At 64.3% G+C, this 12,741-nt stretch carries 11 protein-coding genes; 5 read left to right on the top strand and 6 right to left on the bottom strand.

Translation table 11 applies throughout. The features are described from left to right. The first annotated feature begins 31 nt into the window (after window positions 1-31). Window positions 32-676 carry a phosphatidylserine decarboxylase gene (locus tag NOV72_RS20525; protein WP_106856420.1) on the top strand — a complete coding sequence of 215 codons (645 nt, stop codon included), beginning with the start codon at window positions 32-34 and terminating at the stop codon, window positions 674-676. A 13-nt stretch (window positions 677-689) separates the two neighbouring features. Beyond that, window positions 690-1,556 (top strand): CDP-diacylglycerol--serine O-phosphatidyltransferase, encoded by an 867-nt coding sequence (gene pssA, locus NOV72_RS20520; RefSeq protein WP_106856419.1) that lies wholly within the window; start codon window positions 690-692, stop codon window positions 1,554-1,556. A gap of 55 nt (window positions 1,557-1,611) precedes the next feature. Here the strand turns inward: pssA and NOV72_RS20515 are convergent, their stop codons facing one another. The 6 genes from NOV72_RS20515 to NOV72_RS20490 all read right to left on the bottom strand — a co-directional run bounded on the left by NOV72_RS20515 (window position 1,612) and on the right by NOV72_RS20490 (window position 9,277). Then, complete coding sequence (locus NOV72_RS20515) at window positions 1,612-2,367, bottom strand: glycine zipper 2TM domain-containing protein (RefSeq protein ID WP_106856418.1); 756 nt, start codon at window positions 2,365-2,367, stop codon at window positions 1,612-1,614. 284 nt (window positions 2,368-2,651) lie between these two features. Then, window positions 2,652-4,178: a lysine--tRNA ligase gene (lysS, locus tag NOV72_RS20510; protein ID WP_106856417.1), complete on the bottom strand. Its 1,527-nt coding sequence runs from the start codon at window positions 4,176-4,178 to the stop codon at window positions 2,652-2,654. Window positions 4,179-4,262: 84 nt separating this feature from the next. After that, window positions 4,263-5,367, bottom strand: a protein-coding gene (gene prfB / locus NOV72_RS20505; protein ID WP_106856416.1) for a peptide chain release factor 2 whose coding sequence is annotated in 2 segments (ribosomal slippage) — window positions 4,263-5,285 and window positions 5,287-5,367 — 1,104 coding nt in all. Because the reading frame shifts where the segments join, the coding sequence is not laid out codon by codon here. Window positions 5,368-5,450: 83 nt separating this feature from the next. Beyond that, entirely contained in the window at window positions 5,451-6,275 is an 825-nt protein-coding gene (locus tag NOV72_RS20500) for a DUF5672 family protein (protein WP_181291127.1), read from the bottom strand. 193 nt (window positions 6,276-6,468) lie between these two features. After that, window positions 6,469-8,169 (bottom strand): single-stranded-DNA-specific exonuclease RecJ, encoded by a 1,701-nt coding sequence (recJ, locus tag NOV72_RS20495; protein WP_106856414.1) that lies wholly within the window; start codon window positions 8,167-8,169, stop codon window positions 6,469-6,471. 13 nt (window positions 8,170-8,182) lie between these two features. After that, window positions 8,183-9,277, bottom strand: coding sequence for a regulator (locus tag NOV72_RS20490; protein WP_106856413.1), 1,095 nt, complete (start codon window positions 9,275-9,277; stop codon window positions 8,183-8,185). Window positions 9,278-9,483: 206 nt separating this feature from the next. Here NOV72_RS20490 and NOV72_RS20485 point away from each other — a divergent pair, with 206 nt between their 5' ends. From NOV72_RS20485 to NOV72_RS20475, 3 genes are read left to right on the top strand one after another with little or no spacing between them, the layout of a single operon-like run. Next, window positions 9,484-10,446 carry a glycosyltransferase family 2 protein gene (locus NOV72_RS20485; protein WP_106856500.1) on the top strand — a complete coding sequence of 321 codons (963 nt, stop codon included), beginning with the start codon at window positions 9,484-9,486 and terminating at the stop codon, window positions 10,444-10,446. A gap of 1 nt (window position 10,447) precedes the next feature. Then, complete coding sequence (locus tag NOV72_RS20480) at window positions 10,448-10,858, top strand: GtrA family protein (RefSeq protein ID WP_106856499.1); 411 nt, start codon at window positions 10,448-10,450, stop codon at window positions 10,856-10,858. Continuing rightward, a complete protein-coding gene (locus NOV72_RS20475; RefSeq protein WP_106856412.1) occupies window positions 10,845-12,695 on the top strand; it encodes a hypothetical protein in 1,851 nt (616 codons plus the stop codon). The genes NOV72_RS20480 and NOV72_RS20475 overlap by 14 nt, the downstream gene beginning before the upstream one ends. Window positions 12,696-12,741 lie beyond the last annotated feature (46 nt).

The following is a 12,741-nucleotide window of genomic DNA, read 5'->3' as shown; positions in this document are numbered from 1 at the left end:
CTACGGTTTTTATAAAACACAGAACCCGTTCATGAACTATCCTCATCCGATCATTGCCCGCGAAGGCTGGCCGTTCATCGCCATCGCGGCTGTCGTCGCCATCCTCGTGCAAGCGATGGGCGGCTTCGGCTTCGCCTGGATCTTCTGGCTGATCGTGATTTTCGTCGTCCAGTTCTTCCGCGATCCCGCGCGCCCGATTCCGACGCAACCCAACGCGGTGCTGTGTCCGGCCGACGGACGCATCGTCGCCGTCGAAACCGCGCACGATCCTTACGCGGGCCGCGAGGCGCTCAAGATCAGCGTGTTCATGAACGTGTTCAACGTGCACTCGCAGCGTTCGCCGGTGGACGGCGCCATCACGAAGGTTCAGTACTTTCCGGGCGCGTATCTGAATGCGGCCGTCGATAAAGCATCGACGGAGAACGAGCGCAACGCGATCGTGCTGCAGACGGCGGCCGGGCATACCGTGACGTCGGTGCAGATCGCGGGGCTGATCGCGCGACGCATTCTGTGCTACGTGCACGTAGGCGAGCCGCTCACGCGCGGACAGCGCTACGGCTTCATCCGCTTCGGCTCGCGCGTCGACGTGTATCTGCCGGTGGGGAGCCGCCCGCGCGTGTCGATCGGCGAGAAGGTTTCGGCTTCGTCGACGATCCTCGCCGAGTTCGCGGAATAACGCGGAGGTCCCGATGGCGGCATTCAAACCGCGCCGTAACCGCGCGCCCGCGACGCCTCCGCGCGCGTTTCGCCGCAACAAGGCCGCGCAGGACGTCGGCGCCGTGGAGACGCGTCGCGCGAAGCGGCAGCAGTTTCTGAGAAAGCGCGGCATTTATCTGCTGCCCAACGCGTTCACCACGGCGGCGCTGTTCTGCGGCTTCTTCGCCGTCGTTCAGGCGATGAACGTGCGCTTCGAGATCGCGGCCATCGCCATTTTCGTCGCGATGGTGCTCGACGGCATGGACGGGCGCGTCGCCCGCATGACGCACACGCAGAGCGCGTTCGGCGAGCAGTTCGACAGCCTCTCGGACATGGTGTCGTTCGGCGTCGCGCCGGCGCTCGTGATGTACGAATGGGTCTTGAAGGACCTCGGGCGCTGGGGCTGGCTCGCGGCGTTCGTGTATTGCTCGGGCGCGGCGCTGCGGCTCGCGCGCTTCAATACGAACGTCGGCGTGGTCGACAAGCGATATTTTCAGGGCTTGCCTTCGCCGGCCGCGGCGGCGCTCATCGCCGGCTTCGTGTGGCTCGCAACGGATAATCGCGTGCCGCTCAAGCTCGTGTGGCTGCCGTGGGTCGCGTTCGCGCTGACCGTCTATGCGGGCGTGACGATGGTGTCGAACGCGCCGTTCTACAGCGGCAAGGCGCTCGACGTGCGGTATCGCGTGCCGTTCGCCGGCGTGCTGTTGATCGTCGTGGCGTTCGTGCTGGTATCGTCCGATCCGCCGGTCATGTTGTTCTGCCTGTTCGTGCTGTATGGCTTTTCGGGCTATATCTGGTGGGGATATCTCGCGATTCGCGGCAGGCCGAATCCGGCGCGCAGTTCGCAGCGCGAGCATTAGAAAAAAGGCGGCAACCGACAGGTTTGCCGCCTTTTGCTTTCCAGCACGTCGCCAATCAGCCCGCGACCAGCGTCCCGTTCTGAATATGCACGCGCTCGCCTTGCTGGAACGGCGGCGGATTCTTGTATGTGAAAGTCCGCGTATGGCCGTTTTCCATCCGCACGTGCACCGAATAATCGGTCTCGCTGCGCAGATGTTTTTCAACCGAATTGCCCGCCACGCCGCCGCCGAGCGCACCGAGTAGCGTCATCGCGGTACGGCCGCCGCCGCGTCCGAACTGATTGCCGACGACCCCACCCGCCACCGCGCCACCGACCGCGCCGATCCCCGTTCCGTGGCCTTCCTGCTTGACGGCGGAAATCGACTCGACCGTGCCGCAAGTCGAGCAGTACGCGTGATGCTGCGGTTGCTGCTGCTGCGCATACGAAGGCTGTGCGGGTTGCGGCTGCGCGGGCGCTTGTTGCGCCTGCTGCTGGGCCGCTTGTTGCGCGGCTGCCTGTTGCGCCGCAGCCTGCTGCTGCTGAGTTGCCTGCTGTTGAGCTGCCTGCTGTTGAGCGGCCTGCTGCGCCGGACTCGGCGCGGCGGAATCGACCACCGGCTGCTGCGCGACCGGCGCCGTCTGCGTTTGGGGATTCTGCGCCGAATTGCTCGATGCCCGCGGGAACAGTCCCGTCATCGCGGCTGTGGCCACGAGGCTCGCGACGATGACCGCGCCCGCCGCCGTCGCGACGAGCGGATGCAGGCGCCGCTGCCGCGGCTGGTCGCCGCCGGAAGAGGGCGACGTGCTGAGTTTGTTGGTTCCGTTATCCATTGTCGAACCTCCGTTCCGAGGCGAATCGCTGGTGTTGCGACACTTCCACAACACATTTTGCGGCAAACCCGGATATTGCGCTTTTTCGGTTTGTAACAATTTCGCGGATGCGGCGTGCTTCGAGAAAAGCACGACCGGTGCCAACCCCGACGCCGCTTGCCGACGAGCCGTACGCGCCGAATCGGTCTTGAAACTTTTACCCGCAGTTACATCAAAATCTGCCAGCCGAAAAAAAAGCGCGCCTCGGCGGGCGCGCTTTTTCGCTGATCGATCGAACCGAAAACTCAGTCTTCGCGACGCAGATGCGGGAACAGGATCACATCGCGGATGCTCGGGCTGTCGGTCAGCAACATGACCAGTCGATCGACGCCGATGCCGCAGCCACCCGTCGGCGGCATGCCGTACTCGAGCGCGCGGATGTAGTCGGCGTCGAAGTACATCGCTTCTTCGTCGCCGGCGTCTTTCTGGTCGACCTGCTTCTGGAACCGCGCGGCCTGATCTTCCGGATCGTTCAACTCCGAGAAGCCGTTGGCGATCTCGCGTCCCGTGATGAAGAGTTCGAAGCGCTCGGTGATGCCCGGCACCGAATCCGACGCGCGCGCGAGCGGCGACACTTCGATCGGATAATCGACGATATACGTCGGCTCCCACAATTGTGACTCCGCCGTCTCCTCGAACAGCGCGAGCTGGAGGGAACCGAGACCCGCGTTCAGGAAAGCGGGCTGCGTCGTGTCGACACCGAACTTCTTCAGTTCCGTGCGCAGGAACGCGGCGTCGGTCAACTGCGCGTCGGTGTATTGCGGCGCGAACTTCTGGATCGCCTGGTTGATCGTCAGGCGATGGAACGGCTTGCTCAGATCGAGCTCGCGGCCCTGATACGTGATGGCGGCCGTGCCGAGCGCGTCGATCGCGGCCTGGCGGATCAGTTGTTCGGTGAAGTCCATCAGCCAGCGGTAATCGGTGTACGCGGCGTAGAACTCCATCATCGTGAATTCCGGATTGTGACGCGGCGACACGCCTTCGTTCCGGAAATTACGGTTGATCTCGAATACGCGCTCGAAGCCACCGACAATCAGCCGCTTCAGATACAGCTCGGGCGCGATGCGCAGGAACATCTGCATGTCGAGCGCGTTGTGATGCGTCGTGAAAGGCTTTGCCGCCGCGCCGCCCGGAATCGGGTGCAGCATCGGCGTTTCGACTTCCATGAAGTTCGCCTGCGACATGAAGTTGCGGATCGACGTGACGGCCTTCGTGCGCGCCATGAACGTCTTGCGCGACTCCGGCGTGACGATCAGATCGACATAGCGCTGGCGATAGCGCATTTCCTGATCGGCGAGGCCGTGGAACTTGTCGGGCAGCGGGCGCAGCGCCTTCGACAGCAGGCGCAATTCCGTGCAGCGCACCGACAGCTCGCCCTTGTTCGTGCGAAACAGCACGCCTTGAGCGGCGACGATGTCGCCCAGATCCCACTTCTTGAACGCGTCATACGTTTCGGCGCCGACGTCCGCCGGCGTCACGAAGAACTGGATCTGGCCGCTGCCGTCCTGAACCGTCGCGAAGCTGGCTTTGCCCATCACGCGCTTGAGCATCATGCGCCCGGCGATCGCGACGGGCAGGGCGTTCGCTTCGAGCGCGTCCTTATCCGTTTCGGCGTACTCGCTCTGGAGCGCCGCGGCCTGATGCGTCGGGCGAAAATCGTTCGGATAGGCGACGCCTTGCTCGCGCAGCGAGCGCAGCTTGTCGCGTCGCTCGGCGATGATCTGGTTCTCTTCCAGTTCGGGAGCGGCGCCCGGTTGAGTCGGTTCGGTCATGATGATTCTTGGCTTTGAATGCGGCGAATGCGCGGCGGATGAAACGAAAGCGGCGCGACCGGAAGGCCACGCCGCCGCAAGGCGTCAGACGCCCTGTTTCAGGCTCGCGCCGATGAAGTCGTCGAGGTCGCCGTCGAGCACGGCGCGCGTGTTGCTCATTTCGACGTTGGTGCGCAGGTCCTTCACGCGGCTCTGGTCGAGCACGTAGGAGCGGATCTGATGGCCCCAGCCCACGTCGGTCTTGCTCGATTCGAGCTTGTCCTGTTCGGCCTGACGCTTGCGCATCTCGAATTCGTAGAGACGCGCCTTCAGCATCTGCATGGCTTCCGCGCGGTTGCGGTGCTGCGAGCGGTCGTTCTGGCACTGCACGACGATGCCCGTGGGCGCGTGCGTGAGACGCACGGCGGAGTCCGTCTTGTTGATGTGCTGCCCGCCCGCGCCCGATGCGCGGTACGTGTCCGTGCGGATATCGGCGGGATTGATTTCGATCTCGATCGAATCGTCGATTTCCGGGTACACGAACACCGACGAAAACGACGTATGCCGGCCGCCCGACGAATCGAACGGCGACTTGCGCACGAGGCGGTGAATGCCCGTTTCGGTGCGCAGATAGCCGTATGCGTATTCGCCTTCGACCTTGATCGTCGCGCTCTTGATGCCGGCGACGTCGCCTTCGGACTCTTCGAGCACTTCGGTCTTGAAGCCCTTGCGCTCGCAGTAGCGCAGATACTGGCGCAGCAGCATGGACGCCCAGTCGCACGCTTCGGTGCCACCGGCGCCCGCCTGGATGTCGATGAAGCAGTTGTTCGGATCGGCCGGGTTCGAGAACATCCGGCGGAATTCCATGTCTTCGACGCGAACGCGCAGTGCATCGGCGTCGGATTCGCACGCGACGAGCGTGTCCTCGTCGGCTTCCTCGCGCGCCATCTCGAAGAGATCGCCGGCGTCGCGCAGGTCGTTGTCGAGCGCGCTGATGGTCGTGACCACGCCGTCGAGCAGCTTCTTTTCACGACCGAGCGCCTGAGCGTTCTTCGAGTCGTTCCAGACGTTCGGGTCTTCGAGTTCCTTGTTGACTTCGGCTAGACGCGCGGACTTGGCGTCGTAGTCAAAGATACCCCCGTAGCTCGCCCGCGCGGCGGCGCAGGTCGGCGAGAAGGCTTTCGATCGCGTTGAGACGTTCCGCTTCCATTGTCGATCTTCGGCTTCGTAAAAAGCTGCAATTATAGCCGATCGACGCCTTCCGCCCGTTGCCGGCGGCGCACGCGAACCGTCTTACTGCGACCGCGCAGGCGCCTCGCGCAGCGCTTCGAGCGCCGCGATGTGCTTGGCGGCTTCGTCCGGTGTCGCGCCGATTTTCTCGTTGCGGAAAGTCTCTTCGATTTCCTTTGCGCTGACGAAAGAACGCAATGTCGAGTAGAGCGCGTTCGCGACCGATGCTCTGCCTTGCTTGAGGCAACTCAGGCAAAGATCGATGAAATCGATTGTTAGAACCGAGCCTCGCTGGGCATTTCGCGCGAAGAAAATCAGATCGTCGTCTCCGACGTGGCGGTACATATTGAAAACGCCATGAAAACCGAAGGTGGGCCCGCACGGCGTGGTGAATTCGGCGGAGAAACGGTCGGCGATATGCGCGGGCGCGAAACGGATGCCATATTCCGCTTCCAGCATCGGGCGATATGTCCGGCAAATGAGTTCATCTTCCACCTGATTCGCATGCGGGGTGAATCGTTCGTCAGTGGCGAGAATCTGGAGAAGCCGTCTGGAGCGCAGCGTAAAGCCGCCATTTCCGACATCCATGCCGTCGCGGTGATTCGGCCAGCGCGCGCCGATGTAATCGAAGGAAAAGAAATCTTCCGACCACGCGGAAGGATTCGCGACGAATCCGTCCCATTGAACGAGCAGAATCCAGGGTGTCGAAATATGTTCGAGGAGTTGCGTCATGACGAAGACGCTATATTCTTCCCGGGATTTGATGCGCGGTATCAGATCGATTCGCGCACGAGTTTCAATGCGTTGGTCGGTCAGAAGAAGCGTGTCGCCAAACAGGATTTGGCTTTGGGAAATCTCCAGCGCGCGGGCGGCGAGCGCGGGATTCAAACAGTCGACCGCGCAAAGCGTCACATTGCGCAAGTTGATTTTTTCAGTACTCATCGAAAGGCGAAAACTTCGGAATCCGTAAGCGCGCAATTATATTTGCGCGGACAGGGCATTCGTTAAACTGTCCGCGAAAATGACAATTGGCCGATTCGCCCCTGTCGATTCCCGCACGCGAGTTTGTCGCCGATACGAATTACGCCGCGTGCTCGACGATCAGTTGCACCCGCGCCACGCCGTTCCACGAATCGCTGACGAGCCGGTACGCGACGGTCGCGCGCGGCGGCAGCGGATCGACGTGGTTGAACCAGATCGCGTTGTAGCGCTGACGCCCGCGCAGAAGCGACAGTTTCAGATGTTTCTCCTTCACGAGCGCCTGCGACGCGACTTCGAACTCGCCGGAGAACGTCGGCGCGGGAAAGCCTTGTCCCCAGACGGCGGCGTCGAGCAAATCGACGAATTGCGGCGTGAAGTACGCGTCTTCCAGTTCGCCGTCGGTTTCGACGGTGCGCGAGAGCGCTTCGGCCGTCAGCCATTCGCGGCCGATCGCTTCGAACGCTTCGGTGAAACGCGGAATGTCGGCGGTGGAAATCGTCAGGCCCGCGGCCATCGCGTGGCCGCCGAACTTGTGGATGAGGCCGGGCTCGCGCTTGCTGATCAGATCGACGGCATCGCGCAGATGAAAACCCGGAATCGAGCGGCCGGAGCCTTTGCAAAGCGATCCGCTGTCGTCGGCGTGCGCGAACGTGAACGACGGCCGATGGAACCGCTCCTTCAACCGCCCCGCGACGATGCCGATCACGCCCTGATGCCAGCTCGCGTCGTAGAGCGTGAGCGTCGCGCGCTCGCCCGGATCGATCGTTTGCAGTTCGGCGAGCGCCTGCTGCTGCATGCCGGCTTCGATTTCGCGACGCTCGCGGTTCATCGAATCGAGTTGCTGCGCGAGTTCCCACGCGCGGCCGATGTCGTCGGTGGTGAGGCATTCGATGCCGAGCGACATGTCCGACAGCCGTCCCGCCGCATTCAGACGCGGGCCGAGCGCGAAGCCGAGATCGAAGCCCGACGCCGCGCGCGCATCGCGGCCAGCGGCGCGGAAAAGGGCGGCGATGCCCGGCTGCATGCGGCCCGAGCGAATCCGCTTCAGACCTTGCGCGACCAGAATCCGGTTGTTGCAATCCAGCTTGACGACATCGGCGACCGTGCCGAGCGCCACGAGATCGAGCAGGCCGTCGAGGCGCGGCTCGGGCGCGTCCTGGTAAGCGCCGCGCTGGCGCAATTCGGCGCGCAGCGCGAGCAGCACATAGAACATCACGCCCACGCCCGCGATGCACTTGCTCGGAAACGCGCAGCCGGGCTGGTTCGGATTGACGATCGCGCGCGCGGCGGGCAGTTCGTCGCCGGGCAGGTGATGATCGGTGACGAGCACGTCGATGCCGAGCGCATTCGCCGCGGCGACGCCGTCCACGCTTGCGATGCCGTTGTCGACCGTGATCAGCAGATCGGGCAGGCCGGCCTTCGAACGCGCCGCCAGCTCGACGATTTCCGACGTGAGCCCGTAGCCGTATTCGAAGCGGTTCGGCACCAGATAGTCGATGTTCGCGCCGAACATGCGCAGGCCGCGCACGGCGACCGCGCAGGCGGTGGCGCCGTCGCAGTCGTAATCCGCGACGACGAGCATGCGCTTGCCCGCGGCGAGCGCATCGGCGAGCACGAGCGCTGCGTCGTCGCAGCCTTTCAGGCCGGCGGGCGCGTGCAGGCGCTTGAATTCGGTTTCGACTTCATCGGGCGAGCTCACGCCGCGCGATGCGTACAGGCGCGCGATGACGGGATGCAGGCCGTGGCGCATGAGCGCTTCGGCGTCGGCGGGAGAAGAGGCGCGCGTAACGATTCGCGTCATTGCAGGGTGTGCCTTATTCGATGAAGAGCGCCGCGACCGGACGGCGCCGCCAGAACTTGCGCAGATCGGCGCGCGTGACGCAGAGCGTGACCGAGCCGGTGTCGCCGCAGAGCGTGAGGCTCAGGCGGCCGAGCGAGCCGTCGGTTAGCGCGTGCAGCGCGGGCGCGAACCACGCGGCTTCGAGTTCCACGAGCGACGCGTTCCAGCGCGCCCAGTCCTGCTCGATGAACGGCGCGGAGAACGGATTCAGCTCGACCAATGTGCTGCCTTCGGTCAAGCTGTTCGCGAGCGCGGGGAACGATTCGGGCGGCGAGTCGGGTTTGATGCCCGCAGCGATCGCGAGGCCGCGCGAGGCGGCGGCGTCGGACATGACGTGCGTGAAGGGGCTCGTCACGGGGCGCATCGTGCCTTGACCGTGGAGCCAGATCGAATTGATGGCGGGCAGGCCGCGCGATTCGCGTTCCAGATTCAGCGGATGTTCGAACCACGCCATCTGCACTTCGTTCTGGAGCTTCATCCATGCGCGCGAGCGCTCGCCGGTGCGCGCTTCGTGCGGCAGCCAGATTTCGATGTTGCGGCCCGTCGCGCGCAACGGCGATGCGCCCGCGAGCGAGCCGAGCGCTTCGCCCGACACGTACCAGCGCAATGGCGTCGGCGCTTGCAGCGTGACGCCCAGGTCTTCGATCGCCGGCCGCGCGGTCTGCAGCAGCGCGCGCGCTTCTTCCGTGTGCACGCCGAGCGTGTCGGGATCGATCAGCACGAGATGATCGTGCGCGATACGCACGTGAACCGGCTCGATGCAGGCCCAGGACGCATCGCCGGGCATGCCGCCGTCGGCGAGCAGCATGAAGGGCGCGAGCGGAGCGTCGTCGGCGTAGCGCTGATCGGAGGGCGTGACGGCGTTGAAGCGCCGCGCGATCCAGCGTTCGTGCGGGAGCGTGCGCTGAAAATCCTCGCCGACGACGCGTTCCTCGAGCGTCGCGCGGGCGAGCAGCTTGTCGAGCGCCGCGCTTTCCAGTCCGTGCAGGGCGATGGCGGCATCCGCGGCGGAAGGCAGGGCGAACGGCAGCAGGAGATGGAGATGGTGAACGGGCATGATGCTCGGCATTGTAGGGCAAAGCGGGCACGGCGATGGACCGCTCCGGCGCAGGCGAGGGCGTCGTTCGATGCAGGCGGCGGGTCTTAGCGTCGCAAAACCCGGCGCGGCGCACCCGACCCAGGCGGATAGGTAAAATCACACATTCCGCAGTCCCTTTCGATCCTCGAACTCCCGATATGAAGCAGACGTTGGCCGATCTTCTGCACCGCGATGCCATGGCGCCCTGCGCTTCACGTTTCGATCACACGCGCATTGCCGTACTGGTGCCTTGCTATAACGAAGCCGTTACGGTTGGATCGGTGGTGCAGGGCTTTCTCGCGGCGCTGCCAGGCGCGAAGGTCTACGTTTTCGACAACTGCTCGTCTGACGACACCGCCGCAGCCGCGAGACGCGCGGGCGCGCTGGTGCGGCAAGTTGCAGATCAGGGCAAGGGCAACGTGATCCGCCGCATGTTCGCGGACGTGGAGGCCGACGTCTACGTACTCGTCGATGGCGACGACACCTACGATGCAAACGCCGCACCGGCGCTCGTCGAGAAATTGCTGGCGAACGGGCTGGATATGGTCGTCGGGGCCCGCCGTTCGCAGGAGCGGGAGGCTTACCGCCTGGGTCATCGCTTCGGCAATCGGTTGTTGACGCGCTGCGTGGCGACGCTCTTCGGACGGACCTTCACCGACATGCTCTCGGGATACCGCGTGTTCTCGCGCAGATACGTGAAGTCGTTCCCGGCGCATGCGGCCGGCTTCGAAACGGAAACTGAGTTGACGGTCCACGCACTCGAATTGCGCATGCCCGTTGCGGAGATGGACACGTGCTATCGCTCGCGGCCGGCCGGCTCGGAAAGCAAGCTCAACACATATCGCGACGGCTGGCGGATCTTGCTCACGATCTTCAAGCTCTTCAAGACCGAGCGTCCGCTGATGTTCTTCTCGGTTGGCTTTGCCGGATGCGCGTTGACCTCGGTGCTGCTCGCGTTGCCCGTCATCGAGGATTATTTCAGAACCGGCCTCGTGCCGCGGCTGCCCACCGCGGTGTTATGCGCGGCGCTCATGCTGCTCGGTGCCGTGCTGCTCACTTGCGGAATCGTGCTCGATACCGTCACGCACGGACGCAGCGAGACGAAACGTTTTGCCTATCTCAATCAGCGCGGCCCGGCCGACTATCCGGATGCGTCCTGACGTGGGAGGGCAGTTTCTCCGTTTCGCGTTCGCCGGTGCGGTTGGTTTCATCGTCGATGCGGGTGTGCTGATGCTCGGGCTCACGCTCGGCCTCGGGTATTTCGCGGGTCGCGCCGTGTCGTTTTTGTGCGCCGTGTTCGTCACCTGGCGGATCAACCGGCGTTTCAGCTTTCCCGGCGTGGTGAAGCGTTCGACCTGGGCGGAATGGTGGCGTTATCTCGCCGCGGCTTCTGTCGGCGGCAGCGTCAACTACCTCGCCTACACGGCCATCGTGATCAACCTTCGCCCGACTGCGTGGCTACCGACCATCGCGGTCGCAGTGGGCTCGCTGGCGGGCATGATCGTCAATTTCGCCACCGTCAAATGGTGGGTCTTCAAACATCGGAACAAGCAGTCCAATGTCGCAAACTGACGTGCCCGCGTCGTCCTCGTGGACGGCGCGGCTGAAATCGCCCGATTTGAACGCGTCGCGCACGAGCGCTCTGGCGCTCGTCTTCGTGCCGGTGTTCTTCGGCCTTTATTCCCTCTGGCTCGGCGCCGACGCCAATTGGGATTTGCTCAACTATCACCTCTACGACCCGTTTGCGTGGATCAACGGCAAACTGTCGATCGATTTCGCGCCCGCGGGCATGCAATCGTTCTTCAACCCGATGCTCGACGTCGGGATGTACTGGCTCAACACACATCTGCCGTCGCGCGCCGTCGGCTTCGCGATGGGCGCGTTGCACGGCCTCGTGTTCGTGCTCCTGTTCCATATCGCGCGGTTCGCGGTGCCGCGACGAGCAGCCGAGGACGTGAATCGCGTGCCGCTTCTGCTTGCGCTCGCGGGCAGCCTGAGCGCGAGCTTCCTGACGGGCCTCGGCAACTCGATGGGCGACGACTCGACCGCGTTCTTCAGCCTCGCGAGTTTGCTGCTGCTGCTCAGGAACTGGGATGCGCTGTCCGCGGTTCGCATGCGCGCCTGGCTGATCCTCATCGGCAGCGGGGTGGTCTGCGGGCTCGGCGTCGGCTTCAAACTGACCAACGCGATTTTCGCGGCGGCGCTGTGCGTGGCCCTGCTCGGCTATCCCGCTTCGCTCGGCGCGCGCGTGCGACTCGCGTTTCTATTCGGCGTGGGCTCGCTGGCCGGATTCGCCGTGACCGGCGGCTACTGGCTGTTCCACATGTGGCAGTTGTTCGGCAACCCTTTCTTTCCGCTTTTCGCGAAGTGGTTTCCCAATCCGCTCACCGTGCCGATCACCGGCGACGTACGCTGGTTGCCGCGCAATCTGCTCGAAACCGTGCTTTGGCCGTTCGTGTTCGCCGCCGATCCGAAGCGCGTCGGCGAAGTGCCGGTGCGTCAGATCGTCTGGCCTGTCGTGTACGCGGTGTTTTGGATCTGGGTCGCGGTCTGCATCGTCCGGAAGCTGCGGGGACGCGTCGCGTTGCGCCTGGACGCGCGTTCGCGCTTCGTCGTCGTGTATGTCGCGTTCGGCTATCTCGCGTGGATGAAGGGTTTCAGCATTTATCGATACCTCGTCGCGGTCGAGGTGCTTACGCCGATCGTCACGTTCGTCTTGCTCCAGCGCCTCTTCGAGTACGAGCCGGCGCGGCGCTTGGCGTTCTGGGTCATCGGAGGCGCGGTTGTCGTGACGGTCGCGGGCGGCGTGCGCAACTGGGGCCACGAAGGCTGGGCGGACCCGCTCTATCACGCGGAGCTTCCGACGCTCGGCGACCCCGCGCGCACGACGGCCATCATCTATAGCCCGGACACCGCCTGGAGCTGGCTCGCGACGCGATTTCCGGCCGACGTGGCGTTCACGCAGATCGAAAGCAGTTTCCCGCGCGGACCGGCTTTCGAGGAACGCGTGCGCGAACTGGTTCGCTCGCGCGGCGGTCCCGCGTTCGCCATTATCGATGGCAGTTACAACGGTCGGATCGACACGCTCGCGCGCACGAACGCGATTCTCGACGGCCTCGGCCTCACCTTGGGCGCGCGCGGCTGCGGCGCGCTGCGCTGGGCCGTCGATCGCCTGCATCTGCGGGCGAGCTTCCACGACGATGCGACCGGCCCGAAACGCTGTCACCTCGACCTGCGGTCCGACGACGTGCGCGACATCGCCGCCGAAAACCGCTTCCTGGCCGAGCGTGCCGTGCCCGCATTCGAGCGCAACGGCTTCACGCTCGACACCGCATCGTGCGAGCGCCACCGGTCGGGCATCGGGAAGGGCGTGTATGTCTACCAGTGGTGCCGCGTGACTCTGCCCTGAGATCGAACCCGGTCTCGCCGTCCCCGACACGCCATGTATGGCAAAC

It is taken from the genome of Caballeronia novacaledonica (assembly GCF_900258035.1).
GTDB lineage: Bacteria > Pseudomonadota > Gammaproteobacteria > Burkholderiales > Burkholderiaceae > Caballeronia > Caballeronia novacaledonica.
Note: the sequence above shows the minus strand (reverse complement) of the source record. Positions and strands in the feature narration are given on the sequence as shown.

Bases quoted from the DNA above. Each gene is read 5' to 3' on its own strand.
- NOV72_RS20490 (WP_106856413.1), bottom strand. From the start codon at position 9,277: ATGCCGAGCATCATGCCCGTTCACCATCTCCATCTCCTGCTGCCGTTC.
- pssA (WP_106856419.1), top strand. From the start codon at position 690: ATGGCGGCATTCAAACCGCGCCGTAACCGCGCGCCCGCGACGCCTCCG.
- NOV72_RS20475 (WP_106856412.1), top strand. From the start codon at position 10,845: ATGTCGCAAACTGACGTGCCCGCGTCGTCCTCGTGGACGGCGCGGCTG.
- lysS (WP_106856417.1), bottom strand. From the start codon at position 4,178: ATGACCGAACCGACTCAACCGGGCGCCGCTCCCGAACTGGAAGAGAAC.
- recJ (WP_106856414.1), bottom strand. From the start codon at position 8,169: ATGACGCGAATCGTTACGCGCGCCTCTTCTCCCGCCGACGCCGAAGCG.
- NOV72_RS20515 (WP_106856418.1), bottom strand. From the start codon at position 2,367: ATGGATAACGGAACCAACAAACTCAGCACGTCGCCCTCTTCCGGCGGC.
- NOV72_RS20525 (WP_106856420.1), top strand. From the start codon at position 32: ATGAACTATCCTCATCCGATCATTGCCCGCGAAGGCTGGCCGTTCATC.
- NOV72_RS20485 (WP_106856500.1), top strand. From the start codon at position 9,484: ATGGCGCCCTGCGCTTCACGTTTCGATCACACGCGCATTGCCGTACTG.